25 protein-coding genes and 1 pseudogene are annotated in these 23,951 nt (G+C 60.4%); 7 read left to right on the top strand and 19 right to left on the bottom strand.

The window, feature by feature from the left end:
* Positions 1-7: 7 nt before the first annotated feature.
* A complete protein-coding gene (locus ACUN0G_RS25870) occupies positions 8-1,048 on the bottom strand; it encodes a WD40/YVTN/BNR-like repeat-containing protein (protein ID WP_445575600.1) in 1,041 nt (346 codons plus the stop codon).
* A 429-nt stretch (positions 1,049-1,477) separates the two neighbouring features.
* Between ACUN0G_RS25870 and ACUN0G_RS25865 the strand changes: the two genes are divergently transcribed.
* Entirely contained in the window at positions 1,478-2,593 is a 1,116-nt protein-coding gene (locus tag ACUN0G_RS25865) for a Gfo/Idh/MocA family protein (protein WP_445574672.1), read from the top strand.
* 120 nt (positions 2,594-2,713) lie between these two features.
* On the opposite strand, the gene ACUN0G_RS25860 is transcribed toward ACUN0G_RS25865, so the two are convergent.
* The 4 genes from ACUN0G_RS25860 to ACUN0G_RS25845 form a co-directional block, all read right to left on the bottom strand.
* Positions 2,714-5,833, bottom strand: a complete 3,120-nt coding sequence (locus ACUN0G_RS25860) for an efflux RND transporter permease subunit (RefSeq protein ID WP_445574671.1) — start codon at positions 5,831-5,833, stop codon at positions 2,714-2,716.
* Positions 5,830-7,101: an efflux RND transporter periplasmic adaptor subunit gene (locus ACUN0G_RS25855; protein WP_445574670.1), complete on the bottom strand. Its 1,272-nt coding sequence runs from the start codon at positions 7,099-7,101 to the stop codon at positions 5,830-5,832. The genes ACUN0G_RS25860 and ACUN0G_RS25855 overlap by 4 nt, the downstream gene beginning before the upstream one ends.
* Positions 7,094-8,332, bottom strand: a complete 1,239-nt coding sequence (locus tag ACUN0G_RS25850; RefSeq protein ID WP_445574669.1) for a TolC family protein — start codon at positions 8,330-8,332, stop codon at positions 7,094-7,096. The genes ACUN0G_RS25855 and ACUN0G_RS25850 overlap by 8 nt, the downstream gene beginning before the upstream one ends.
* A gap of 96 nt (positions 8,333-8,428) precedes the next feature.
* Positions 8,429-8,773 (bottom strand): hypothetical protein, encoded by a 345-nt coding sequence (locus ACUN0G_RS25845; protein WP_445575599.1) that lies wholly within the window; start codon positions 8,771-8,773, stop codon positions 8,429-8,431.
* 202 nt (positions 8,774-8,975) lie between these two features.
* Between ACUN0G_RS25845 and ACUN0G_RS25840 the strand changes: the two genes are divergently transcribed.
* Complete coding sequence (locus ACUN0G_RS25840) at positions 8,976-9,866, top strand: hypothetical protein (protein ID WP_445574668.1); 891 nt, start codon at positions 8,976-8,978, stop codon at positions 9,864-9,866.
* A 160-nt stretch (positions 9,867-10,026) separates the two neighbouring features.
* Here ACUN0G_RS25840 and ACUN0G_RS25835 read toward each other — a convergent pair whose 3' ends face one another.
* On the bottom strand, positions 10,027-10,947 hold the full coding sequence (locus tag ACUN0G_RS25835; RefSeq protein WP_445574667.1) for a hypothetical protein: 921 nt from the start codon (positions 10,945-10,947) through the stop codon (positions 10,027-10,029).
* A 368-nt stretch (positions 10,948-11,315) separates the two neighbouring features.
* Here ACUN0G_RS25835 and ACUN0G_RS25830 point away from each other — a divergent pair, with 368 nt between their 5' ends.
* The gene (locus ACUN0G_RS25830) at positions 11,316-11,999 is read left to right on the top strand and encodes a response regulator transcription factor (protein WP_010564812.1); all 684 of its coding nucleotides are present in this window, start codon (positions 11,316-11,318) and stop codon (positions 11,997-11,999) included.
* Entirely contained in the window at positions 11,977-13,374 is a 1,398-nt protein-coding gene (locus tag ACUN0G_RS25825; RefSeq protein WP_445574666.1) for a sensor histidine kinase, read from the top strand. Before ACUN0G_RS25830 ends, ACUN0G_RS25825 begins: the two co-directional genes overlap by 23 nt.
* 125 nt (positions 13,375-13,499) lie before the next feature.
* Here the strand turns inward: ACUN0G_RS25825 and ACUN0G_RS25820 are convergent, their stop codons facing one another.
* From ACUN0G_RS25820 to ACUN0G_RS25810, 3 genes are read right to left on the bottom strand one after another with little or no spacing between them, the layout of a single operon-like run.
* Positions 13,500-13,916 (bottom strand): SRPBCC family protein, encoded by a 417-nt coding sequence (locus tag ACUN0G_RS25820; RefSeq protein WP_258346664.1) that lies wholly within the window; start codon positions 13,914-13,916, stop codon positions 13,500-13,502.
* A gap of 30 nt (positions 13,917-13,946) precedes the next feature.
* The gene (locus tag ACUN0G_RS25815) at positions 13,947-14,744 is read right to left on the bottom strand and encodes an SDR family NAD(P)-dependent oxidoreductase (protein ID WP_258346665.1); all 798 of its coding nucleotides are present in this window, start codon (positions 14,742-14,744) and stop codon (positions 13,947-13,949) included.
* 16 nt (positions 14,745-14,760) lie between these two features.
* Complete coding sequence (locus tag ACUN0G_RS25810; protein ID WP_445574665.1) at positions 14,761-15,765, bottom strand: aldo/keto reductase; 1,005 nt, start codon at positions 15,763-15,765, stop codon at positions 14,761-14,763.
* A 118-nt stretch (positions 15,766-15,883) separates the two neighbouring features.
* On the opposite strand from ACUN0G_RS25810, the gene ACUN0G_RS25805 reads away from it, so the two are divergent.
* Complete coding sequence (locus tag ACUN0G_RS25805; protein WP_445574664.1) at positions 15,884-16,771, top strand: LysR substrate-binding domain-containing protein; 888 nt, start codon at positions 15,884-15,886, stop codon at positions 16,769-16,771.
* Here ACUN0G_RS25805 and ACUN0G_RS25800 read toward each other — a convergent pair.
* From ACUN0G_RS25800 to ACUN0G_RS25770, 7 genes are all read right to left on the bottom strand, one after another.
* On the bottom strand, positions 16,746-17,516 hold the full coding sequence (locus tag ACUN0G_RS25800; RefSeq protein WP_445574663.1) for a hypothetical protein: 771 nt from the start codon (positions 17,514-17,516) through the stop codon (positions 16,746-16,748). The two genes, ACUN0G_RS25805 and ACUN0G_RS25800, sit on opposite strands and share 26 nt — an antisense overlap.
* Before the next feature lie 74 nt (positions 17,517-17,590).
* Positions 17,591-18,778, bottom strand: coding sequence for a phospholipase D family protein (locus ACUN0G_RS25795; protein WP_445574662.1), 1,188 nt, complete (start codon positions 18,776-18,778; stop codon positions 17,591-17,593).
* Positions 18,779-18,980: 202 nt separating this feature from the next.
* Entirely contained in the window at positions 18,981-19,190 is a 210-nt protein-coding gene (locus tag ACUN0G_RS25790) for a YXWGXW repeat-containing protein (RefSeq protein WP_076016843.1), read from the bottom strand.
* 237 nt (positions 19,191-19,427) lie between these two features.
* On the bottom strand, positions 19,428-19,904 hold the full coding sequence (locus tag ACUN0G_RS25785; RefSeq protein WP_421551304.1) for a periplasmic heavy metal sensor: 477 nt from the start codon (positions 19,902-19,904) through the stop codon (positions 19,428-19,430).
* Positions 19,901-20,332, bottom strand: coding sequence for a hypothetical protein (locus tag ACUN0G_RS25780; RefSeq protein WP_445574661.1), 432 nt, complete (start codon positions 20,330-20,332; stop codon positions 19,901-19,903). The genes ACUN0G_RS25785 and ACUN0G_RS25780 overlap by 4 nt, the downstream gene beginning before the upstream one ends.
* Positions 20,329-20,910: an RNA polymerase sigma factor gene (locus ACUN0G_RS25775; protein ID WP_445574660.1), complete on the bottom strand. Its 582-nt coding sequence runs from the start codon at positions 20,908-20,910 to the stop codon at positions 20,329-20,331. The genes ACUN0G_RS25780 and ACUN0G_RS25775 overlap by 4 nt, the downstream gene beginning before the upstream one ends.
* Before the next feature lie 47 nt (positions 20,911-20,957).
* Positions 20,958-21,278: a YXWGXW repeat-containing protein gene (locus ACUN0G_RS25770; protein WP_421551301.1), complete on the bottom strand. Its 321-nt coding sequence runs from the start codon at positions 21,276-21,278 to the stop codon at positions 20,958-20,960.
* A gap of 269 nt (positions 21,279-21,547) precedes the next feature.
* Here ACUN0G_RS25770 and ACUN0G_RS25765 point away from each other — a divergent pair, with 269 nt between their 5' ends.
* Entirely contained in the window at positions 21,548-21,691 is a 144-nt protein-coding gene (locus tag ACUN0G_RS25765) for a hypothetical protein (protein ID WP_167663322.1), read from the top strand.
* A 4-nt stretch (positions 21,692-21,695) separates the two neighbouring features.
* Here the strand turns inward: ACUN0G_RS25765 and ACUN0G_RS25760 are convergent.
* A pseudogene (locus ACUN0G_RS25760) lies at positions 21,696-21,818 on the bottom strand (DUF1652 domain-containing protein); the annotation flags it as partial.
* 162 nt (positions 21,819-21,980) lie between these two features.
* On the opposite strand from ACUN0G_RS25760, the gene ACUN0G_RS25755 reads away from it, so the two are divergent.
* The gene (locus ACUN0G_RS25755; protein WP_445574659.1) at positions 21,981-22,925 is read left to right on the top strand and encodes a diguanylate cyclase domain-containing protein; all 945 of its coding nucleotides are present in this window, start codon (positions 21,981-21,983) and stop codon (positions 22,923-22,925) included.
* Positions 22,926-23,212: 287 nt separating this feature from the next.
* Here the strand turns inward: ACUN0G_RS25755 and ACUN0G_RS25750 are convergent, their stop codons facing one another.
* Together ACUN0G_RS25750 and ACUN0G_RS25745 are read right to left on the bottom strand one after the other, a co-directional pair.
* Positions 23,213-23,473 (bottom strand): hypothetical protein, encoded by a 261-nt coding sequence (locus tag ACUN0G_RS25750; protein ID WP_076016836.1) that lies wholly within the window; start codon positions 23,471-23,473, stop codon positions 23,213-23,215.
* A 4-nt stretch (positions 23,474-23,477) separates the two neighbouring features.
* A complete protein-coding gene (locus ACUN0G_RS25745; protein WP_445574658.1) occupies positions 23,478-23,924 on the bottom strand; it encodes a GNAT family N-acetyltransferase in 447 nt (148 codons plus the stop codon).
* Positions 23,925-23,951: the final 27 nt, after the last annotated feature.

Below are 23,951 nucleotides of genomic sequence, written 5' to 3'. Positions count from 1 at the left end.
CGCCTTCTTATTGTTTTGTCGGCTCGGCGCCGGTTGGACTGGCCACGCGAACGCCGCCCTGCCCTGCCAGAATCAAGTTGCCGTTGCCCGCCGCCGTGACCGCCGACAGCGAAATGCGGTCCGGGCGATTGAATACGCTGAAGGTCAGGCCGTCATCGTGGCTGACCACCACGCTGCCGCCATTGCCCACCACCACGATGGAACCGTCGTCCAGCAGGGTCGCGCCCGATAAACCGAATTCCAGCGCGCCACGGGTGGCGTTCAGCTCCACCGGTTCCCAGGTGCTGCCAAAATCCGTGGAGCGAAACAGGTTGCCGCGCAGGCCGTAGGCCAACAGGGTTTGCGCCTGGGCCGTGCCGATCACGCCGAACAGCGAGCCCTCGTAGGGGCCTTCGAGTTTTTCCCAGGTTTGCCCCTCGTCATGGGAGCGGAACATGCTGCCCTGCTCACCGACGATAAACAGCCCGGCGTCTTTCACCTGGGCGATGGCGTTGAGGTGGAACTGGTCTTCGTTGTCGAGGCGGTCGCTGACGTCGTCCCAGGTCTTGCCGCCGTCGGTGGTTTCGATCAGCGCACCGTAGGCGCCCACGGCAAAGCCATTGCTGGCGTCCTTGAACCACACGTCAAGCAGCGGCGCTTCGCGCTTCAAGTCCTGGAATTGTTGAGTCCAGATCAGGCCGCCGTCGGTGGTGGCGAGGATCTGTGCGTCATGGCCCACCGCCCAGCCGTGTTGCTCGTCGGCGAAAAATACGGCGGTCAGCAGTTGCCGGGTGGGGACTTTAGCTTGAGTCCAGGTGGCGCCCTGGTCGTCGGAATAGAGGATGTGCCCACGATCACCGACCGCGACCAGGCGTTTGCCTGCGTGCACCACGTCGATCATCAGGCTTTTGGCAGCCTTGGGGGAATCAATGGCAAACACCGCTGCGGCGGTGGTTTCAGTGGCGGCGTGGGCCGGTGTCGACAACGCGACAACCCCCAGCAACGAGAGCGCTGTGGCCAGCAATGCGACCCTGCGCGTGGCCTTCGGGCGGAAAAACACCACACCCATGACAGGCTCACTCATAGACCTTTCTCCCATTTATTATTGTTAGGTCGTCTTGCCGTGGGGAGCCCTGAAACCTGCAATCTAGAGCGCCTTGGGCAAGCTGGGCCATCCTAGCGGGCTTTGGAATCGTCTGACAATCGGCGCTACGTTATGTTTTGTTAACTGGAGGGGGTTTGAGCCAGTGCTGAATGTAGCGCTATCAGCAGCGGTGATCGTAGAAGGGGGCTGTTGTGGCGAGGGAGCTTGCTCCCGCTGGAGTGCGCAGCGCTCCCACGCTTTTTGGGGGCCGCTGCACAGCCCGGCGGGAGCAAGCTCCCTCACCACAGGGTGAATGGGGAGTCCTGAAATGAATTTTTATTCTATCTATTGAATATTGGGAATATTTATTCCATAAATAGCCTTCTCAAAACAATAATTCGAAGGAACCCGGCTATGCGCGAACTCGGAATCGGCCTGATTGGCACAGGCTTTATGGGGCGTGCCCACGCTCTGGCATTCAATAACGCACGGGCGGTGTTTGAACTGCCGGTGAAGCTCACACTGGCCGCCCTGGCCGATGCCGATACCGAACGCGCGACACGCTGCGCCGCGGACTGGGGGTTTGCCCGGGCCCATGGCGACTGGCAGCAGTTGATCGACGATCCCAAGGTGGATGTCGTCGCCATTACTACCCCTAACCATTTGCACTTCCCGATGGCCATGGCTGCGCTGGCGGCGGGCAAGGCGGTGTATTGCGAGAAGCCGCTGGCGGTGAGCCTGGAGCAGGCGGCCGCGATGCGTGATGCGGCAAGCAAGGCCGGGGTGGTGACGCGGGTCGGCTACAACTATCAGCACAACCCGATGATTGGCCTGGCTCGGCAGTTGATCGCCAGTGGTGAGTTGGGAGAGATCATCAGTTTTCAGGGGGAATTCAGTGAGGATTTCATGGCGGATGCATCGTCGCCGTGGTCGTGGCGCTGTGAGGTCGGGCATGCCGGCGGCGCGTTGGCGGATTTGGGCAGTCACTTGCTGTCCATGGCGCGGTACCTGGTGGGGGATGTGCTGAGTGTGTGTGCCGATACGCAAACGGTGCATGGGCAACGGCCTGCTACGGCGGGGAGTGACGCACTGCGGGAGATTGCGGTGGATGATCAGGTGCATGCGTTAATGCGGTTTGCCAATGGTGCGCGGGGGACGGTGAGCAGCAGTTGGCTGAAGCATGGGTATAAGAATCACCTGAGCTTTGAGATCAGTGGCACCCGGGGCACGTTGTTGTTTGATCAGGAGCGGTTGAATGAGTTGCAGCTGTTTCGGGTTGGGCAGGAGGGGTTTCAGCGGTTGCTGGCGGGCCCTTCGCTGCCGGGGTATGCGGCGTTCAGCCCGGCGCCGGGGCATCAGTTGGGGTACAACGAGTTGAAGACGCTGGAGGTGCATGAGTTGGTGATGGCGTTGGCTGGCAAGGGCAGCGACGGGACGGATTTTGCAGCGGCGTGGGAGGTTGAGCGGTTGGCCACGGCGATTCGGGTGGCGGCTCGGGAAGAGCGGTGGGTCAGGCTGGAAGAGGTCTGAAGCTTGTAGAGGATTAAATGTGGCGAGGGAGCTTGCTCCCGCTGGGGCGCGAAGCGGCCCCAAAAAATGGGCCTGCTGCGCAGTCCAGCGGGAGCAAGCTCCCTCGCCACTGGTTATGGGTTAGTCATCAGTTTGGGGGCGGCGCATCAGGCGGTAGGCCGCCGGGATGACGAATAGGGAGAGCAAGGGCGCTGTGAGCATGCCGCCAATCATGGGCGCGGCAATCCGGCTCATGACTTCGCTGCCGGTGCCGCCGCCTAAAAGGATCGGCAGCAAGCCGGCGATGATTACGGCCACGGTCATCGCCTTGGGCCGCACGCGTAATACGGCACCTTCGGTGATGGCTTCCAGAAGGGCCTGGTCCCCTCCCCCCTGGCGTTCGGCCCAGGCGTTTTTCAAATACAGCAGCATGATCACGCCGAACTCCGCCGACACCCCCGCCAACGCGATAAATCCAACACCCGTAGCCACCGACAGGTTGAAGCCCAGCCAGTACAGCAACCACACCCCACCCGTCAGCGCGAACGGCAAGGTGGCGAGGATCAGCAGCGCCTCATCCACCCGGCGAAATGTCAGGTACAGCAGCACGAAGATGATCAGCAAGGTCGCCGGCACCACCAGCTTCAGGCGTTCATTGGCCCGCTCCAGGAACTCGAACTGCCCCGAATAGCTGAGGCTCATGCCCGGTTGCAACCGCACCTGTTGGTTGATCGCCTCGCGCAGATCCTTGACCACCGACGCCAGGTCGCGATCACGCACGTCGATGTACACCCAGCCGGAAGGCCGGGCGTTTTCGCTCTTGAGCATCGGCGGGCCTTCGCTGACCTTGATCCTGGCCACCGTGCCCAAGGTGATCTGGCTGCCCGACGGCGTATAGATCGACAGGTTGCTCAAGGCACTCACCGAATCGCGCCACTCCTTCGGGTAGCGCAGGTTGATGGGGAAACGCGCGAGGCCTTCGACCGTCTCGCCGATGTTTTCACCGCCAATCGCTCCGGAGACGATGGACTGCACATCGCTGATGTTCAGGCCATAACGCGCGGCGGCCGGGCGGTCGATATCCACGTCGATGTAGCGCCCGCCCGTCAGGCGTTCCGCCAGCGCCGAGCTGACGCCGGGCACCGTCTTGGCGACCTTTTCCACGGCTTGGGTCACGGCGTCGATGTCCATCAGGCTGGAACCCGCGACCTTCACGCCGATCGGGCTTTTGACCCCGGTGGCGAGCATGTCGATGCGGTTGCGGATCGGCGGAATCCAGATGTTGGTCAGCCCCGGCACCTGCACCACCCGGTCGAGTTCCTTCACCAGTTTTTCCGGGGTCATGCCCGGCCGCCATTGGTCTCGCGGCTTGAACTCGATGGTGGTTTCGAACATTTCCAGCGGCGCCGGGTCGGTGGCGGTTTCCGCGCGGCCGGCCTTGCCGAACACGTGGGCGACTTCCGGCACGCTCTTGATCAAGCGGTCGGTACGTTGCAGCAATGCGCCGGCAGTTTGCGTCGACAAACCAGGCAACGCCGACGGCATATACAACAGGTCGCCCTCATCCAGCGGCGGCAGGAATTCACCGCCCAGGTGCGACACCGGCCATAGCGCACTGGCGACCATCAGCAGCGCGACCAGCAAGGTCATGCGCGGCCAGCGCAACACCGCATCGAGGGCCGGTTGGTAGAGTTTGATCAGGCCACGATTCAGCGGGTTGCGTTGCTCATCGGGGATGCGCCCGCGAATCCAGTAGCCCATCAGCACCGGGATCAGGGTGACCGACAACCCCGCTGCAGCGGCCATGGCATAGGTCTTGGTGTAGGCCAGCGGCCCGAACAAGCGGCCTTCCTGGGCTTGCAGGGTGAACACCGGGATAAACGACAAGGTGATGATCAGCAGGCAGAAAAACAACGCCGGCCCCACCTCCACTGCCGCATCGGTGATGACCTTCCAATGCGCCTCCCCCTTCAATTCCTGGTTCGGATGCGCGTGGTGCCAGGCTTCGATTTTCTTGTGGGCATTCTCGATCATCACCACCGCGCCATCGACCATCGCGCCGATGGCAATCGCAATCCCGCCCAGGGACATGATGTTCGCGTTAATGCCCTGGAACCGCATGACGATAAAGGCAATCAACACCCCCACCGGCAACGAAATGATCGCCACCAGCGAGGAGCGCAGGTGCCACAGGAAGATCCCGCACACCAGCGCCACCACCAGGAACTCTTCGAGCAGCTTGTGGCTGAGGTTGTCCACGGCGCGATCGATGAGTTTGCTGCGATCGTAGGTGGTGACGATTTCCACCCCGGGCGGCAGGCTGGTTTGCAGTTGCTCCAGCTTGGTCTTGACCGCCGCGATAGCCTCGCGGGCGTTCTTGCCGCTGCGCAGGATGACCACGCCGCCTACCGCCTCGCCTTCTCCATCCAGCTCGCTGATGCCCCGGCGCATGTCCGGGCCCAGCTGGATCGTCGCCACATCCCCTAGGGTCACCGGCACGTTGTGGGTGTCGAGCCGCAGGGGAATGCCGCGAAAGTCCTCCAGGGTTTTCAGGTAGCCGGACGCACGCACCATGTATTCCGACTCACCCATGTTCAGCACCGAACCGCCGGTTTCCTGGTTGGCCTTGCCGATGGCTTCCACCACTTGCGCCTGGGTAATGCCGCGACTGGCCAGGGCCAGCGGGTCGATCTGCACCTGGTACTGCTTGACCTGACCGCCGATGGTCGCCACTTCGGCGACGTTGGGCAGGGTCTTGAGTTCGAACTTGAGGAACCAGTCCTGCAACGAGCGCAACTGCGCCAAGTCATGTTTGCCGGTGCGATCTGCCAAGGCGTACTGGTAGATCCAGCCGACACCGGTGGCATCCGGGCCCAGCGCCGGCTTGGCCGACGCCGGCAAGCGCGCCTGCAACTGGCTCAGGTATTCCAGCACCCGCGAGCGCGCCCAATACAGGTCGGTGCCTTCGTCAAACAACACATAGACGTAGCTGTCGCCGAAGAAGGAAAAGCCGCGCACGGTCTTCGCCCCCGGCACCGAGAGCATGGTGGTGGTCATCGGGTAAGTGACCTGATTCTCGACAATTTGCGGTGCCTGGCCCGGGTATGGAGTGCGGATGATCACCTGCACATCCGACAGGTCCGGCAAGGCGTCCACCGGGGTGTTCTGGATCGACCACAAACCCCAGGCCGTCACGAATAAAGTCGCCAACAGCACCAAAAAGCGGTTGGCCACCGACCAGCGAATCAACAGGGCGATCATGGCCGGGCTCCCGGTTGCATGCTCATGCCGTCCATGGCCCCCTCATCTGAAAAACCGCCGGACGATTGAGTGATAATTCCCTTCAAACTTGCTTCGGAGTCCAGCAGAAATTGACCGGAGGCCACCACCTGCTGGCCTTCCTGCAGGCCGGCGAGGATGACGGTGTTGTCCTGGTTTTCTGCACCCACCTGGACTTCTACCGGGCGATATCGCCCGCCCTCCTCGGCCACCATCACCAGCACGCGTTTGCCGGTGCGAATCAACGCCTCGCTCGGCAGCAACAGCACCGACAGGCGGCTGGATTGGGCCAGGCGCACCTGGGCGGTCATACCGGGGCGCAACATACCGTCAGGGTTGGGCAGTTCGACCCGAACCTGCACGGTGCGACTGTCCATGGCGGTTGCCGGCAGAATCGCGGCGACGGTGCCTTTGACGACTTGTCCCGGCAACCCGACAAAACGGCTCTCGACCATTTGCCCAACGGCCAGCGCGGCGCCCTGGGCTTCAGGTACGGCGACCTGCAGCCACACGGTGCCCAGGCCATTGACCCGCGCCAGGGTTTGGCCCGCCGCGACGGTCATGCCTTCGCGTACGTCCAGGGTCTGCAACGCGCCGCCCAGCGGGGTGGTGATGGTCATCACCGATTGCGCCCGGCCGCTGCGCTCCATCTGCGTGATCAGCCCGGCGGGCATGCCACTCAGGCGCAGGCGTTGGCGGGCGGCGGCCAACAGGCCGGGATCGCTGTGGCGCAGGGCAAGGAACTCTTCCTGAGCGGCGGCCCATTCGGGCACCAGAATGTCAGCCAGGGGCGCCTGAGCCTTGAGCACATCCCCCGGCGCACGGCCGTAAACCCGCTCCACAAACCCCGCAGCCCGCGACTGCACCACCGCCACATCGCGGTCGTTGAAGGCGAGGATTCCCGACAGCTCAAGACTCGACGCCAGCACCCCACGGCTGACGCTCGCCAGGCGCACGCCGATGTTCTGGGTCAGGCTGGGGTCGATCTGAATCGCCGCACTCTCCTCGGCGCCACCGGCGTAGCGCGGCACCAGTTGCATGTCCATGAAGGGCGACTTGCCCGGCTTGTCGAATTTTTGCTGCGGGTACATCGGGTCGTACCAGTACAGCGCCTTTTTCTCGTCCGGCGCCCGCATCGTCCCGACCATGGCCGGCTGTGCCTCGCGTGTCTGCGCCAGCCAATAGCCGCCACCCAGACCCAGCAGCAGGACGCCGCCCAACAGGGCCATATTCACGATTCGGTTATTCATTGGCGGGTTCCCCGTAAGCGAAATACAGCTGGGCGCCGGTCAGGGCACGCTGCTCAATGGCGTCAATCTGTTTGAAGCGCGCCTCGACCCACTCGCGGCGGGCGCTGACCACGCTCATCAGGTCGCCCTTGCCCGCGCGATACCCCGCCAGGCTCAGCGACAATTTCTCCTCGGCCAGCGGCACCAGGCTGTCCTGGCTGCGCTGCACGGCGCGGTCCAGGCGCTGGTAGTTGGCCAGGTCGTCTTCGAGTTCCTGGGTATGTTCACGGGTCTTGGCTTCGCGTTCGGCGTCCAGTTGGTCGAGTTCGGCCTGCTTGGCGGCGATACCGGGGTTTTGTCGGCGACCGGGGAAGATCGGCAAATCGAAGGTGAATTGCAGGCTGACCATGTCGCCGTACTCACGGCCTCGGTGCTGGTAGTCCACTTCCCAACTCCAGTCCGAGGTCTTTTGCGCCTTGGCCTCGTTCAGCCGGGCTTCGGCCTCGCGGGTGCGCGGCACAAAGGCTTGCAGCACCGGGTGCTGGTGCAGGTTGTGGGTGAAGCCGGTGGTGTCGATTTTCCAGTTTGGCAATTGCCCGCTGGGGGCTTCGCTGGCGGCCGGGCCGATCCAGCGCTTGAGGGCCGCCCGGGCCTGGGCGCGTTGCTGGATCAGCACATCCTCGCGTTCGGCCAGGTCAGCCGCTTCCTGCTTCGGGATCACGACGTCGGAAGGCTGCCCGCGACCGCCGGCCAGTTGCGCACGCACGGTGTCTTGCAGCAGGCGATTCTGCTGATAGAAGTCCTTGAACAGTGCCTCTTTGCGCTCCACCGCATAGGCGCGAATCCACGCCTGGGCGGTGGCCTGACGCACATTCAAGCGCTCGATCCGGCCTTCGGCGGCAGCCGTGTCCACGCTGGCCGACGCCAACTCAACCCGTGCCTTGCGCTTGTCGCGGCTGGGCACTTGTTGCTGGATGCCGATCATTTGTTCGGTCATGTCATCGCCATACAACGTGCCGCGATTGGGCCCGCCGACGGGGAAATTTTGCAGGCCTACTACCAGTTTCGGGTCCGGCAGTTCACCGGCCGGAATCGCCGCCTGAGTGGCAGCCTGCAATTTGGAGGATTCAGCCGTCAGCGACGGCGCGTTGTTTTGCGCCAGGCGCAAGGCCTCATCCAGGGTCAGCGCAGACGCCAGCGTCGGCCACGCCAGCACGCCCATCACCAGGGCACGCACGCATAGGAAATTCATCTTGAAGTGTCCTGTTCTGTTGCGCTGCGCACCGCTTTACGCGGCCCACAGCAAGGCCGTCCCGGTTCAGGGACGAGTCTTCAGGTGCAACAGGATTCAGCTACGGGGCGGGCGCCAGACGCCGGACGGCGTGCGGTCGGGGATGAAATCAGAAGAGACGCTGACGACCAGCGCATTGGAGGCAGTCACCGGGGCCTTGAGCACCGGCATCGACAATTGCAGCATGCCGCCGGTCTTGCACTCCTGGCCGGGCTTGCAGCTTTTGCTGTGGTCGGCGGCCGTGCCGTCCTGGCAACAGTCAGGGGCCATGTCGCTCATCATCTGCATGTCGGACATCTGCATCGGGCACGGCTCGGTGCTCGACGGCACACCCGCCATCCCGGTCAGGGGAAGCGCAAGACTCAACAGCAGGACCAGGAAAAAACGCAGATGGCGGCTCATGGGGCAGAAGTCTAGCCAAAGCGCCATTAAGTAACAATTAACAAAACCGTGAAATGGCGCATAGGTTTTCAACCGACTTCGCGATAAAAAAACGCGCTTTAAACCTGTCAAGTTTCACAGTATCTGGACGTTTGGAATTGCTTTAGCTTCGAGGTTGATTTGACGCTGATTGCGTCCGCCAATCCATCTGGGAGCTATCGACATGAATCATCATGATCAAAAACATCACCGCGCAACTACGACCGGTACTTTTTCAGCAGAGGTGAGAAGTAATCAGCCTGGCGTTCCTGTCTCGCATTTTTCCGGCGATCCGGATGGCATGCTGATGTACCGAGATGGGGCCCATCTCACCGTATCCGGCAAACAGCTACTGGGCGGCCTGCCGAACCACTTCAATGCCTTCTTCATCAACCTGCCTGGAAACCTTCCGGCTGACGGCCACAAGCATACTTTCACGTTTCCCGACTCGTCTGAAGGTGTGTATTGGGGGTTCGAACTAGGCCTCAATGTGCCTTACACCTTCATCAGCGGTTCAGTGACGGTCTCCCTGGACAGCGAAGACCATTTGCATGGCTCATTCGAGTGCATCGCGGCGTTTGGTACGAGTAAAACGGTAACGGTTACCAGAGGCAAAATCGACCTCAAGGGCTTTATTAGCGTTAACCAAGCGGCAGGCACTGGCTATTTAACCGGGGATGTAAAAGGTGGACCGATGCCCAGCCCGTACTTCCATGCACAGACGGTCAGGATTTCCAGTCAAGAGTCCGGCCCAATTCCTGCGTTTTGGCTGGTGCAAGGCATCCAGCAAGATAGTTTCCCGCCAGTCGACAACCTGATAAACATCCTGATCGACAAGGATGTCAAAGGCAGCTCTTTTAACCTGAAAGGCAACGATAAAGTCAGGGTTTCATTTGCCCGGTTGAACGCCTATGGCTTTGCCTATTCCATCGACGGGGACCTGAACTTCACATCTCTCCCCAGTACCGGAAATGCAGCCGGTACCCTTCACTGCCGAGTGCAAAAAAACCAGGAAGCGCCCTTCTCTATCGACGTGGAGTTCAATATCTCCGAAAGTACTGGCAGGGGTACATAACCGTCCGATGCAGAAACAAAAAGCCGCACCTGCTGGAGCAGGCGCGGCTTGATTCAAACGGACAGCAGGATCAGTGCATGAAGATCGCGATCAGGATAATGACCGGGATAGGCACACCGAGGAAAAACAGCAGTAATGAGCGCATGACGTTCTCCTTGAATTAACGAACAGGTGGCAGCGAAGTGGACGTGGTGTAGGCATCGGTTTCCAGATACACCACGGCATCCCGGCGACGACCGCCAAAGGTTGCAGCGAGGCTGGCAAAAAACGCACCGATCAACAGCGCCACGAAGGTCCACAGCGAGGTGTAGGCCGCCACTTTCGCAGCCGTGTCCGCAGCCTGCTTGGCTTTCAACTTGGCGTCATCCAGGGCTTTTTGAGCCTGGCCGTAGACCTGGTCAACACGCGCCTCGGCGTCGGCCTGGCTGAGGTTGGTACGCTGGCTGATCAACTGTGCAAGGTACGCACGGTCTTCAGGTGCCAACTGACCATTGTTGCTCACGGTGCGAGCGAAGATGCGGGCGACCACACCGTGCACCGCGTCATCACTGACGGCTGCCGGGCGATCATCGCGGAACAGGCTGTCGACGTAGTAGCCGAAGTCTTCGCCCTTGGAGGCAGCGCCAGCCACCTGGCTCATGCCACTGACGGCACCCGATGCCACACTGGCGCCGGCCTTCACGCCACCGCTGACCACACTGCTGACCGAACCGACGATCAGCACCGCCGTCACCAGTGTCGCCACGGCCCAGGCCAGGAAGCCATGGGCGGTGTCGCGAAAGTACACCTCATCGCCGTGCATATTGGCCCATTTCACCCGCAGGCGACCGGCGATGTAACCGCCCATCCCCGACGCGATGATTTGCGTAACCGCCAGCCAGACAATGGTGGAAATGCCAAGCCCTTTGGCGCTGATGCCACTGTCGGCCCACGGCGAAACCGCCGAAAAGCCCAGGCCGAAGCCCAGCAGTACCAGGATCAAGGACAGTGCAGCCGCAGCAGCGGCCCCGGCAAAGATCGCGCCCCAGGAAACCCCGGAGAGCGTGCTCGACTCTTGCAGCGTGGATGAGGATGTAATCATTGTTGTTTTGCTCCAGGCATGAAAAATAGTGTTACAAGTCTCAAAAGGGACAGTGCAGGCAACGTGCCAGATGTCTTGAAATTAAAAGCCTATACATTTCAATGAGTTAAGTAATTTGAACTAATTTGAACCATGCAACTTGCAAGAAATACCCTGGAGCGGCGGGCGTTATGCATTCCTCGTAGGAAATAACCCATGCACGCGCCATGGACCGCAAAAATTCCTACACACACAGCATTCGTTCAGATTCAGCGGGGTAAGGTGAATTGTGTCGTTTGTGCCTACATAAATTTTTATTTAGGAAGCGGGCTATCATTTCTTGGCAAAATGCCCGCACTTCAGTGTGAATCGCTCACCAGGTAATCCTTATGACCCGCATTTTGACCATCGAGGACGACGCCGTAACGGCCCGGGAGATCGTTGCCGAGCTGAGTAGCCATGGACTGGACGTAGATTGGGTAGACAATGGCCGCGAAGGTCTGGTCCGTGCCGTCAGCGGTGATTACGACTTGATCACCCTCGACCGCATGCTCCCGGAACTGGATGGCCTGGCCATCGTCACCACCTTGCGCACCATCGGCGTATCCACACCGATCCTGATGATCAGCGCCCTCTCCGACGTGGATGAACGGGTACGCGGCCTGCGCGCCGGTGGGGATGACTACCTGACCAAGCCGTTCGCCTCCGACGAAATGGCCGCCCGCGTCGAAGTGCTGCTGCGGCGCAAAAGCACGGTCAAAGAGTTCGAGACCGCACTGCGTGTGGCCGATTTGGAACTGAATCTGATCAGCCGCGAGGCCAGCCGCGCCGACCAGCCCCTGAGCCTGTTGCCGACGGAATACAAACTGCTGGAATTCCTGATGCGCAACACCGGGCAAATCCTCTCGCGGATGATGATCTTCGAGGAAGTCTGGGGTTATCACTTCGACCCGGGCACCAACCTGATCGATGTGCACATCGGTCGCCTGCGCAAAAAAATCGACCCGCCGGGCCTCACGCCGCTGATCCGCACGGTACGAGGTTCCGGGTATGTCATTGCTGAACCCCTCTAAAGGCTGGCGCTCCTCCAGCAGCCGACTGCTGGCGCTCTACAGTTCGTTGTTCGTGGCCTGGAGCTGCATCCTCATGGGCGTGCTGTACTACGAGGTCTCCGGTTACCTGGGCGACCTCTCGCGCCACTCCCTGATGCAGCGCCAGCATTTGTTCCAGCGGTTTGACGGCGAAGAACTGGTGGAAGCCCTGACCACCAGCATGACCTTCGACATGAAAGGCGTTGACGCGTACGGGCTGTTCGACAACCAGTTCAACCCCATCAGCGGCCCGATCCGTGTGATACCGCCGGACCTGCCAATGGACGGGCACATCCATTCCCTGGCCAACTGCATCAATTCCGATGACCCGAAACTGCCCCGCGACAGCTGCGACGCCGTGGCCACCCACACCGAAGATGGCCGCTGGCTGATTCTGGTGCGCGCCAACGGCTCGCTGTTCGCCGTGACCCGCATCATCCTGCACGCCCTGCTGTGGGGGATTACCCTGACGATCATTCCCGGCGCGGCTGGCTGGCACCTGCTGCGACGGCGCCCGCTGCGGCGGATTCGCGGGATCCAGGCGAGCGCCGAAGCCATCGTGGCCGGCGACCTGACCCACCGCTTGCCGTTGTCTGACCGACGCGACGAACTGGACATGCTGGCGGCCATCGTCAACGCGATGCTCGACCGCATCGAGAAGCTGATGAACGAGGTCAAGGGCGTGTGCGACAACATCGCCCACGACCTGCGCACCCCGCTGACCCGCCTGCGGGCGCAGCTGTACCGGATCCAGCAGCAGGCCGATGAGGACGCGCCCCACGCCCTGCAACTGGACGCGGCCATCGCCGAAACCGACACCTTGATGGCGCGCTTCCGTGGCTTGCTGCGAATTTCCGAACTGGAAGACCATCAGCGCCGCTCGGGCTTCCTGGTGCTTGATCCCCTGCCCTTGCTGCAGGAACTCCACGACTTCTACCTGCCCCTGGCAGAAGAAGGCCAGATGGAACTGCTGCTGCAAGTGCCGGCCTCGTTACCGTGGATCACCGGCGACCGCGCCTTGCTGTTCGAAGCCCTGGCCAACCTGCTGAGCAACTCGATCAAATTCACCCCGCCGGGTGGCGAAGTGATCCTGCGCGGCGTGAACGATGCCGGCAGCACCCGCATCGAAGTGCTCGACTCCGGGCCCGGGATTCCGGCGGCGGAACGGGCAGCGGTGTTCCAGCGTTTTTATCGAGTGGAGGAAGGCAATCAACAGCAAGGCGGGTTTGGGTTGGGGCTGTCGATTGTGGCGGCGATCATCAACCTGCACGGGTTCAAACTGGAAGTGGGCAGCAGCGAAAGTGGCGGCGCGAAGCTGATCCTCGAATGCCGCCAGCAGCTGATGCCTGAAGCCTGAGCCTGAAGAACACCACAAAACCAATGTGGGAGCGGGCTTGCTCGCGAATGCGGAGTGTCAGTCAACCCATCTGGCACTGATCCACCGCATTCGCGAGCAAGCCCGCTCCCACATTTGATCTTCATTCAGCCTGGGAAATTGCCTCTCAATGCTTCCAGCCCGCCGCTGTAGACACCGGTAAACAACTCCTCCACCGCCGCATCCGTCACACCCGCCACCGGGGTAAACACACCCGACCAGGTGACCTTGGCGGTGCTGTCCGTCAACGCCTCAACCTTCAACGTCGCCAGATACTCACTCACCGGAAACGGCGACTCGCTGATGGAGTAACTATAAGTACGCGCCGCGTTATCAAAGCGTTGCAGCCGCTCCACCACCACACCACCATCGGCCGTTTGCAGATGACGCACACGCCCGCCTTCACTCGGCTCGCTTTTGACGATAAAGGGCAGCCAGTCCGGCAGCGAGTTGAAGCCGCCGACCAATTGCCAAACCTGTTCGGCCGAAACCGGGATTTCAATAACAGCAGATGCTTTTGCCACGACTAACACTCCAAACCATTCAAGAAAAAATCAGATCGCCATGCTATCGACAACACCGCCGTCGACCCGCAACGCGGCACCGGTGGTAGCGGAGGACAACGGTGAAGCAATGTACGCCACCAGATTCGCCACTTCATCCACATTCGCTGCGCGCTGGATGATCGACGTTGGCCGCGCATTGCGCACAAACACATCCGCCTCGTCCCGTGCACTGCGCCCGGACTTGGCCACAGCGTCCTTGAGCATGTTCTCCAGGCCATCGGTAAAGGTCGGCCCCGGCAGGATTGCATTGACCGTCACCCCGGTGCCCGCCAGGCGTTTGGCCAGGCCATGGGACACCGCCAGGTTGGCGCTTTTGGTGACGCCGTAGTTGATCATGTCGGCCGGCGTTGCCACGCCCGATTCCGACGACACAAAGATCACCCGCCCCCAGCCCTTCTCGACCATGCCCGGCGTGTAGTGCCGCGACAAACGCACGCCGGAGATCACATTGACCTCGTAGAAACGCGTCCACTCACTGTCGGGGGCGTCGAAGAAATCGACGTCGTTGAAGATCCCGAGGTTGTTTACCAGGATGTCGGCTCGCGGCTCGGCGGCGAACAGTTTTTCCGCGCCCTCGGCCGTGCCCAGGTCTGCCACCAATCCGCGCAGCTCAGCGCCGGGGACTGCCTGGCGAATCGTCGCCAGCGCCTCGTCGACCTTGCTCGATTCACGCCCGATCACCACCACCGTGGCGCCGGATTGCGCCAGGGCCTGGCTGATGCCCAGGCCGATCCCGGCGGTGCTGCCACTGACGATTGCGACTTTGCCACTGATATCAATTTTCATGTTCGCGTTCCTGTGGTTAGAGCGGCAGCGGTGCACGGGCCGAAATCAATCGGGCGTCGCGCAGGGCCTGCCAAAAGGCTGCGGGAATCTTCTCTGACAACGCCGCGACGTCTTCAGCCATTCGGCCCGGACGACTGGCACCCGGAATCACTGCCGCCACTGCCGGATGGGCCAGGGAGAATTGCAGTGCAGCGGCTTTCACACTGACGCCATGAGCAGCGGCAATCGCCTTGATCTGCTCGACCTTGCTGATGATCGCCGGGCTGGCTTTCTGGTACTCAAAATGCGCACCACCCGCCAGGATGCCGGAGCTGTAGGGGCCGCCGACCACGATTTCGACGTTCTGCGCCAGCGCCGCGTCCATCAGGCGCTGCAAGGCACGTTCGTGGTCGAGCAAGGTGTAACGACCGGCGAGCAGGAAGCCGTCGGGCTGGGCTTCGGTCAGGTCCAGGGTCAACTCGCAAGGCTCGACACGGTTGACGCCCAGGCCCCAGGCCTTGATCACACCTTCTTCACGCAGACGGGTCAGCACCTTGAAAGCACCGGTGCGCGCCTGGTTGAAATAGTCCAGCCATTGGTCACCGTAGAAGTCCTGGGCAATGTCGTGAATCCACACGATGTCCAGGCGGTCGGTTTGCAGGCGGTTCAGGCTGTCTTCGATGGAGCGCAGGGTGGCATCGGCGCTGTAGTCGTTGACCATCTTGTTCGGCCGGCCGTGTTCGAACACACCGCTTTTCTCGCCGAGATCGCGGGCGCTTTCTTCCACTTCATCGAGAATCAGGCGGCCGACTTTGGTGCTGAGTACATAGTCGTCACGGTTGTACTTCGACAGGGCCTGGCCCAGGCGAATTTCCGAGAGGCCCGAACCGTAGAACGGCGCAGTGTCGAAGTAACGCACGCCCTGGTTCCAGGCTGCTTCAACGGTGGCTTGGGCTTCTTCTTCAGGGATGGCGCGGAACATGTTGCCCAATGGGGCGGTGCCAAAACCCAGCACGCCGGGGAGTTTGTCTTTCAAGCTCATGGGGTAAATCCTCAAGATTGTTCAAGGTCGCTGTGTTGACCGTTGAGCAGATCCTAGATTGCAGAGATCGGACCGTCCAAGACATACTGCGACCAACTTGAGTCCCTTAAGGTCTGACATGATCGACTTCCGTCAATTGCGTTACTTCGTTGTAGTCGCTGAAGAAGAACACGTGGGGCGTGCTGCCGAACGGTTGCACATCTCCCAATCGCCCCTGAGCCGGCAGATCGCGCAACTGGAAGAACGCCTGGGCCTGACCTTGTTCGAGCGCAGCCAACAGCGCATCCGCCTGACCCGCGACGGCCAGACGTTCCTCGCAGAAACCAAGGCCCTGCTCACCCACGCCAACCGCCTGGAATCCCTGGGCCGACGCTTGGGCAAAGGCGAAGAAGGCGGGCTGTGCATCGGCTACATCGAAAACGCGATGCACGCGGGGGTGTTGCCGAATGCCTTGAAAGTCTTGCGCGACGCGCGGCCCAACGTGCATATCGCGCTGTACAACCTGCCCTCCGCCGAACAGCTGGAAGGCCTGCGCCAACGCAGCCTCGACATCGCCCTGGTGGGCGAGCCACCGGCGGCGGATGACCCCGACCTGATCGCCCTGCAAGTGCTGGACGACCCGATGCTGCTGGCGCTGCCCGAGCAGCATCCGCTGGCCAGCGTCAGCGAGCTGCTGCCTGAGCATCTGGCCGACCAGCAATGGATTGGCGTGCAACGCAAACCCGGGGCAAACCCGGCGGATGACTTTGTTGCCGCGTGCATTCGAGCAGGTTTCACCGCGCAGATTCCGATGGAAGCCAGCGAGCCGTTTACCGCGTTGGGGTTGGTGGCGTCGGGGTTAGGTGTCGCGATGGTGCAAAAGGGCTTGAGCCGCAATGCACCGCCGGGCGTGGTGCTGCGGGAACTGCCGTGGCTGACCTACACCACGCCGCTGTGGGCGGCGTGGCATCGGATCAATTTGCGGCCGTTGGTGGAGACGTTCAGGAAGGTGTTGACGGAGGACTAGCGACGGGCTCGGCACTCAACACTGGAGCTGTTGCAGGGGCGGGTACCGCCTGCCCTTTCTGCTTGTTTCTGGAAAGGTTCGAGAGATTGATTTCCCCCCTGACCTTGGCAAGACGAATAGCCACTGCCAGTACAAAAAGATAGGGGAAAAGATAGGTAAATTCTCTGCTTCCCTTTGCCTCTTCCAGTAAAAACTCGTGATCTCGTAACTTTTTCTCAGCCTTGGAAAGCTCGTCAAACGTCTTTTCCAAACCTGTCAGCCGGTTAATGACTTCCGGATCTTTGTATTGCGTCTTTAAGGCACCCGCCAACCTTAACGTGTCATAGAAACGTACGCGTGTCAGCTCATCGGCCTTTCTATCAATGACGTATTGCTCAAACAGCGTGCATGCCCGAATCCGTTCATCCCGAGCAGAAGGACTCGGCCTCGCATCAATGACTTCACTCGCGCAAAATTCCGACGAACCCATTTTCGCGCCAGCCGCAACCACGTTGCGCCACTGACTCTCAACACCGACTTGATCGAGTGACACTTGTGTTTCGTACCAGTCTTTTTTAACCAGATTGCAGGCAGCTATCAGACCTATTGCACCAAACAGCAGCCAGAAATAATCAATTCGTTTCCACCCGATATCAGTTTTTATAAACCGGGAGAAAAGACATAGAAAGGCAAAAAATACGATGATTCCGAAAACCGACAACGTTATCGGATCCATCGCGTATGCGATCACACTGGGCATGTCCATTTCAGCTCCATCAGAGGCCTTTATCAGGCGTCTTTCCTTAAAATAAAATTTGCAAAAACAACGGATATGAACAGCTACTTCTGCACGTAAAAAATAGCATCCAGCATCGCCGCCCTTCCCTTCCAGGCTTCCAGTTCGTCGGGAGCCGCAGGTTTGGGCGCCCTCCACCATGGCGCTGCCATTAATCGCAGCACGACCTCATCCCAGTAGCGTCCATAGTCAATTTGATCAGGTCGTGGAATACCCACATCTTCGGCCAACTTGGCGCGGTTGGCCGAGTCAACACAGAGAAAGGTGTCAGGTCGCTTCATCGCCAATAACCGTGTGGCCGTGCCAATGCCATGGCGTCCGTTGGCAAAAGCCTTGACGTACTCTTCGACAAATCCGTCGTAGTCGGACCTGCTGACTGCACCCTCCAGCGGGATCTTGTCCAACGCCAAGGAAAGCCCAGGCGCGCCCTGAAGAACTAGGCTGCGAAACACACCCGCCCCGGTCATGCTGCCAAACCATTCGGAATTCGGAAGAAAGCTGCTTTTTACCCCGGCGATGCCGCGACGAATCTGCACATCCATATCGTTAAAATGGGCGTGTTTTTCGAATGCGTTGCGTACGGTTTTGAGCAATGAAATGCGGTGATTAAACCCGTGAATTGGGTCTTGCTGGATCCGCGCAAAATAGGTAGCCCAATCCATGCTCATCACTGTGGAATCAATCGCAAGTTTGCCGACCTCCCGGCCACCGTACTGGTCCGCCAAGCAGTCCAACTCCGGCCGCTTCAGCTTCCAGATACGACGGTAGTTGGCAGCCTCATCGAGATTGATAGTGCGCGCGTTGGCGGTATAACCGGCGATGAGTTCCAACACTTCGTCCTTGAAAGATGAGTCGGTGTCAGCACTGGTGATTAAGGTGGTCAGTTCGGTGTTTACCTTGAATGCGCCAGCCGTCAGGTTGGCGCTACCGATCAACACGGCCCAGGAATGTTCATCCCAGAACACATATACCTTGGGGTGAAACACACCGTTAGGTTGCACGACGAACCGTACGGAGTCTGAACCTACAAACTCATCCAACACGTCAGGATGGGTTTGATAAAAATGTGTACCGATCACAGCAGATCTAATCTTGCTACGGTGGGTGATCAGGGCAGCAAATACTTCGGTGCCGGAAGACGCCCATGCAACACCAAAACTGATATTGGAATACTGGGCGATCAACCGCAGAAACGTGGTTTTAAAGCCTTTGTTCGTACTGATCAGCTTCATGAATATCCCTATTGAGAATCGTCCGGGCACGAATAATATCATACTGACATCATTCAGTTGATTCCAAATTGATCGTGGGAGCTGTCGAGCTTTGACGAGGCTGCGATGGGAGACTTGGATGTCACTGTCGAACCGCGTAATGCCATCGCAGGCAAGCCAGCTCCCACAGGGTTTCAGTGTCGCAGTTGAAAATGTGGAGGGATCAATACCGCCAATGCCCCGGCACCCACAACCACTGCCCATTCCCCCAGCGATAGTGTCCCCGCACCCACTGATACCCCGGCGCAGGTGCTACCGGCACGACCTCAACCAACGGCGGCGGGCGCCGCGGATGAACAGGTTCAACAATACAACCGGATAACGCCGCCGCCATCAACGTGGCGGCCAGCGTGGCCTTGAATATGCGGGACATGGCACGGTTCCCCAATGAGACTGGCCTTCGCCTGAGTGGCGGGCTTACCCGGGTTAAACGCGGCCAACCGGGAAAATCCGTCGCTCGTCTCGGTGATTAATGCTCGTTCCCACGCTCTGCGTGGGAACGCATCCCGTGACGCTCCGCGTCACCACCGCGCAAGACTTGAACCTTGCATCGCCAACTGGACGCAGAGCGTCCGGAGCGGCATTCCCACGCAGAGCGTGGGAACGATCTTCAGTGGCTCTTGGCGGCCTTGCCCTTCGCCTGCCCTTTCAAATACAGCGCCTCCACCAACCGCTGGCGCTCATCCCGCGGCAAGGTGCTGGCGAACTGCGCCAGGGTGTTGTCCACCAGCGCCCTGAGCGCCATGTCCGCCTCCCGGGCCTTGCTCAGATCCGTCACCAACGCCGCACGGTCCAGGGTCGGCGCCTCCAGTTGCTTGATCACGTCCAGTCGCGCCTCGCGCCCGGCAAGTACCAGCGGCTGGCTGTCGGCGCGGTTCTGGCGCAACAACTGGCGCAGTTCCTTGCGCCGTTCCGGCGGCAGCTTGACCATCGCCTGGCGCAGACCATGCTGGTTCACCACCGCTTCGGCGGGCTTGGTATTCGCCAGCCAGTGGTACAGGCCACCGCCGACACCGCCGATCAAAAACACGTTGAACAACACCGACACAACCAACAGCGGCTTCAGGTACTTGGGTGACGGGGTCATTGCTCGCTTTCCTCGGCGTTGACGGTGAAGACGACGTCGGCGTCGCCCTGGTCGAAGACACTGGGCAGTACTTCAGGACCGAGTGTGGGCATCGGTACGCTCAATGACGCTACCAGGATGCCGGCGGCAATCCCGGCGATGCCCACGCCGACGAAGCCGGCGGGCGATAGCCAGCCGGCGTAACGTGCCCAAAAAGACTTGCGCTGAGGGAACGACTGGCGAATCTGCCGCGCCAGCGCCGGGTCGACGGGCGCCAGTTGGTAGGCATCCAACTGGCCATCGAGCCATCGCGCCTGGTGCAGCACCTCGAGTGCGCCGGCATCGCCTGCGTCCAGCAGTGCCTGGGCCTGCGCCTGTTCGGCATGGGGCCAACGGTGCAGGTGGCCGCCGTAAGCCTCGGCCAGTTGGGCAAATCGTTCAGGCGTCATGGTTTTCCCCTTCCTGGGCGGGCGGGCCCGGGTGTGTCGTCAAGGTAACTGCGCAGGTTGCGCCGGGCCCGTGACAGCAAGCTCTCCAGTGCCTCGACGCTGATGTTCATCAGCGCCGCGGCGTCGATATTCGACAGCTCTTGGTAGTACTGCAACACAATCGCCTCGCGCTGGCGATCAGGCAGTGACGCCAGCGCAGCCGCCATGTGCTCACTGCGGGCGGCAGCTTCCAGCTGTTCATCGGCCGCAGGCGCCGTGTCGATCACTTCGCTCATGGCCGCCTCGTCGTGCAACGGGCGCTCCTTGCGCCGACGCAAATGGTCATGGCACAGGTTGAGCGCCACGCGGTGCAACCAAGTGTCGAAACGCGCTTCGCCACTGCGCCAGCTCGCTGCGTGGCGCCAGATCCGCAGAAAGCTTTCCTGGGCCACGTCCCTGGCCTCGTCGGCATCCCCGAGGATCCGACTGGCGAGCGCGAGCAAACGCGGGAGTTTGCGCGTCACCATTTCGTTGATGGCCGCCGGTTCGTTGTTACCGATGCGGGCCAACAGCTCAACGTCCGGATCAGTGTCTTTCAATAGGGCAAGTCTCGGTCCGGTGGCTAAGGGTCAGGTTGACGGGAGGGTCAGCGGATCCAGTGCCCTTCTCTCCAGTACCAGTTGGGGCCGCGCGACTCCCAATGACCCGGTTCCCAACGAGCGTTGCGCATCACCGGCTGCCAGTGGCCCGGCACCCAGGCATATCCGCGCCCTTCGTAACGCCAGTGCCCGCGGTCCCACACATAACCCGGGCGCTCGACGGGAACGGCTTCGACGCGCATCGGCGGTGGCGCTTCACGGATGATCACTTCGGTCTGGGCAAAGGTCGGCGTGCTGACCAGGGCGGCCAGCGCCAGTGGGATCAACAGGGCGGAACGTAATTTGGCCAGCGGTCGTGCAAGTCTCATGACAACTCCTTCATCGGCGATCGCCAGTGATCGCAGCTGTAGGGTTGAACGGCGAGTGTCCGAATAATCCGTCGCGTCAACATCAACTTTTTTCGCGACCGCTCAGGACGGTAGACAGGGCCAGTATTGCCCAGGGTTTGCGGGGGTTTGATGAAATATGCAAAAAGCGCCGACGGATTTGGCCAGGCGGGCGCGTTCAAGGGTTAACCGTTGGCAATCAGCAGGCCTACCTGTTGATTTTCAACGTTCACTACCTTGAGGAAATCACCATGTCTCGTCGAATTTCACTGCTGGTTGCCGCTGTCCTGCTCATGAACCTTGGCGGCTGCGTATTCCTGCCGGGGCACCGCGATCATTGCTGCTGGCGCGGTTACGGGGTGGTGACTGCACCCTCGGCACAAGCGGTCTCTTGAGCCTCTAACCGAATGCCGCAAACCCTCTGCGCCCGGCCTTGATCTCGGTGCGCAATTCGCCAATCAGGTTTGAGATGGAACGGATGCTGTCCAGACCTTGGAGAGACACGCGGGTCAGCAGCAGGTCGTCAAAAGTGATACCTGGTGCTCAATTTGCCTGAAATCGCTGGCCGGCTGACGCCAGAAAAACCACACCGACACCTCTCATCCGATGCTGCGCGAAGCGCTTGATTCCTGGCGATGATGGCCAGATGCTATGGTCTTTTTACCGCCCTCAAGAGCATCCTCCATGAGCATCGAACCTCTGATCGAACCCGACAGTGCCGTGTACAAGACGTTGCTCGAATCCACCAATGCCATCCCCTGGCGTATCGACTGGGCAACCATGACCTTCAGCTACATCGGCCCGCAAATCGAGGCGCTGCTGGGCTGGACCCCGAAGAGCTGGGCCACCGTGGACGACTGGGTGGAACGCATGCACCCGGATGACCGCGAATACGTGGTCAATTTCTGCGTCTCGCAGTCCCGCGCCGGGGTCGATCACGAAGCCGATTACCGCGCGCTGACTGCCAGCGATGAGTACGTGTGGATACGCGACGTGGTGCACGTGGAGCGCAAGGACGGCGAAGTGCAGGCGCTGATCGGCTTCATGTTCGATATCAGCGAGCGCAAGAAGACCGAAGAACACCTGATCCGCCTGCAAAAACAGCTGGAGGAATATTCGTTCCAGGACGGCCTGACCGGCATCGCCAACCGGCGCATGTTCGACACCGTGCTGGCACGGGAATGGGCCAGTGCCCAACGCAGCCAATTGCCGCTGTCGTTGATCCTGCTGGATATCGACTATTTCAAGCAGTACAACGACCTCTACGGGCATATCAAGGGTGATGAATGCCTTAAACAAGTGGCGAGCACGCTCTCCCGGGCGGCCAATCGGCCACGGGACTTCATTGCGCGCTTCGGCGGCGAGGAGTTTGTGTGGTTGCTGCCGGAAACCGATGCCCAGTCCGCCCGGCGCGTGGCCGAACGCTGCCTGCACCTGATCCGCCAGCAGCAGATTGAGCACGGGCACTCGGCGGTGTCGAACTTGCTGACGTTGAGCCTGGGCGTAGGCACTTGCACGGTAAAGCCGGGCAGCGCAGCGTTGGCCTTTGTCGAAGCCGTCGACAAATTGCTGTACCAGGCCAAGCGCAATGGGCGGATGCGCGCAGAGTTTGCCGACGTAGAGGATTGATACAACGCTCAAATCGCGGGCAAAAAAAATCCCAAGTAGCTGATGGAAACTTGGGATTTAAAAATGCATAAACCGTGGGAGGTGAACGCCCGGCTATATTACCCAGCGGCAAAACTTGTAACAAGATAATTTTCAACCTTTCGTCGGATTAAAACAGCGCTAAGTCATTCAATAACCACACATTTTTAATGGATCCGATTATTGAAAGTGCCACTTTTTGGTGCAAAGACGACAAGAATTAAACACACTTGCTCGGTTTAATTCCGCGATAAAAATAAGGTTATTGATTAAAAATGCGTGGGCTTTTTCAAGTAATGTTCCATCAAGTGTTTGCAGGGATCCACCAACACAAGGTCGTCCTGGGGCGTAGGGCGCGAAACGCTGGCCGCCTGACGGCATAACGCCAGGCGCTCCGCCGCTTCTTCCCGCTGTCGGTCAACCTGGGCATTGAGCCGAACGAAATAGGTCCCCAACATCACCGCCAAGCACACAATCCCGATGAAAAAATAGCGGAAGGCATGGGATTGAGGGGGTTCCGGATGACTCATACACTCATTGCACCTTGTGTTTCTGATAGCGAACGTCGTCGCCTTCGGCCGTGTCGACCATCGACCAGCCAAGCCGCTGGTAAAAGCCATTAGCCCTGATGTGATCTCGCCCATCGGTGATCAGGAACAGCGTGTCGTGGCGTTCGAACAGCGCCGCCTCGGCCACCGCCATCAATTGGCGACCCAACCCGAGGTTCTCGTGGGAGGGCAGCACAAACAGCGCAAACACCTCGCCTTCGGCCACATCCACCATTGAAAACGCCACAGGCGTGCCGTCCACTTCGGCGAGCCATACACAGGGCGCTTCACGCATGCTCTCGACGACCAGCTGCGGGGTAATGCCCAGCTCAGCCATCTGCTCGCGGCTCAGGTGGTTCTGCACCACGGCGGTGCGAATGTCGAAAATCGCATTGATATCGTCCGGGGTTGCCAACCGTATAACCGTACTCATGTGCACCGCTTCCCAATGAGACGCTCA

Source organism: Pseudomonas sp. 32A (assembly GCF_052682255.1).
Note: the sequence above shows the minus strand (reverse complement) of the source record. Positions and strands in the feature narration are given on the sequence as shown.

Coding starts and splice junctions, on each gene's coding strand:
- ACUN0G_RS25870 (WP_445575600.1), bottom strand. CDS start 1,048: ATGGGTGTGGTGTTTTTCCGCCCGAAGGCCACGCGCAGGGTCGCATTG.
- ACUN0G_RS25865 (WP_445574672.1), top strand. CDS start 1,478: ATGCGCGAACTCGGAATCGGCCTGATTGGCACAGGCTTTATGGGGCGT.
- ACUN0G_RS25860 (WP_445574671.1), bottom strand. CDS start 5,833: ATGATCGCCCTGTTGATTCGCTGGTCGGTGGCCAACCGCTTTTTGGTG.
- ACUN0G_RS25855 (WP_445574670.1), bottom strand. CDS start 7,101: ATGAATAACCGAATCGTGAATATGGCCCTGTTGGGCGGCGTCCTGCTG.
- ACUN0G_RS25850 (WP_445574669.1), bottom strand. CDS start 8,332: ATGAATTTCCTATGCGTGCGTGCCCTGGTGATGGGCGTGCTGGCGTGG.
- ACUN0G_RS25845 (WP_445575599.1), bottom strand. CDS start 8,773: ATGAGCCGCCATCTGCGTTTTTTCCTGGTCCTGCTGTTGAGTCTTGCG.
- ACUN0G_RS25840 (WP_445574668.1), top strand. CDS start 8,976: ATGAATCATCATGATCAAAAACATCACCGCGCAACTACGACCGGTACT.
- ACUN0G_RS25835 (WP_445574667.1), bottom strand. CDS start 10,947: ATGATTACATCCTCATCCACGCTGCAAGAGTCGAGCACGCTCTCCGGG.
- ACUN0G_RS25830 (WP_010564812.1), top strand. CDS start 11,316: ATGACCCGCATTTTGACCATCGAGGACGACGCCGTAACGGCCCGGGAG.
- ACUN0G_RS25825 (WP_445574666.1), top strand. CDS start 11,977: ATGTCATTGCTGAACCCCTCTAAAGGCTGGCGCTCCTCCAGCAGCCGA.
- ACUN0G_RS25815 (WP_258346665.1), bottom strand. CDS start 14,744: ATGAAAATTGATATCAGTGGCAAAGTCGCAATCGTCAGTGGCAGCACC.
- ACUN0G_RS25810 (WP_445574665.1), bottom strand. CDS start 15,765: ATGAGCTTGAAAGACAAACTCCCCGGCGTGCTGGGTTTTGGCACCGCC.
- ACUN0G_RS25805 (WP_445574664.1), top strand. CDS start 15,884: ATGATCGACTTCCGTCAATTGCGTTACTTCGTTGTAGTCGCTGAAGAA.
- ACUN0G_RS25800 (WP_445574663.1), bottom strand. CDS start 17,516: ATGGACATGCCCAGTGTGATCGCATACGCGATGGATCCGATAACGTTG.
- ACUN0G_RS25795 (WP_445574662.1), bottom strand. CDS start 18,778: ATGAAGCTGATCAGTACGAACAAAGGCTTTAAAACCACGTTTCTGCGG.
- ACUN0G_RS25790 (WP_076016843.1), bottom strand. CDS start 19,190: ATGTCCCGCATATTCAAGGCCACGCTGGCCGCCACGTTGATGGCGGCG.
- ACUN0G_RS25785 (WP_421551304.1), bottom strand. CDS start 19,904: ATGACCCCGTCACCCAAGTACCTGAAGCCGCTGTTGGTTGTGTCGGTG.
- ACUN0G_RS25780 (WP_445574661.1), bottom strand. CDS start 20,332: ATGACGCCTGAACGATTTGCCCAACTGGCCGAGGCTTACGGCGGCCAC.
- ACUN0G_RS25770 (WP_421551301.1), bottom strand. CDS start 21,278: ATGAGACTTGCACGACCGCTGGCCAAATTACGTTCCGCCCTGTTGATC.
- ACUN0G_RS25765 (WP_167663322.1), top strand. CDS start 21,548: ATGTCTCGTCGAATTTCACTGCTGGTTGCCGCTGTCCTGCTCATGAAC.
- ACUN0G_RS25755 (WP_445574659.1), top strand. CDS start 21,981: ATGAGCATCGAACCTCTGATCGAACCCGACAGTGCCGTGTACAAGACG.
- ACUN0G_RS25750 (WP_076016836.1), bottom strand. CDS start 23,473: ATGAGTCATCCGGAACCCCCTCAATCCCATGCCTTCCGCTATTTTTTC.
- ACUN0G_RS25745 (WP_445574658.1), bottom strand. CDS start 23,924: ATGAGTACGGTTATACGGTTGGCAACCCCGGACGATATCAATGCGATT.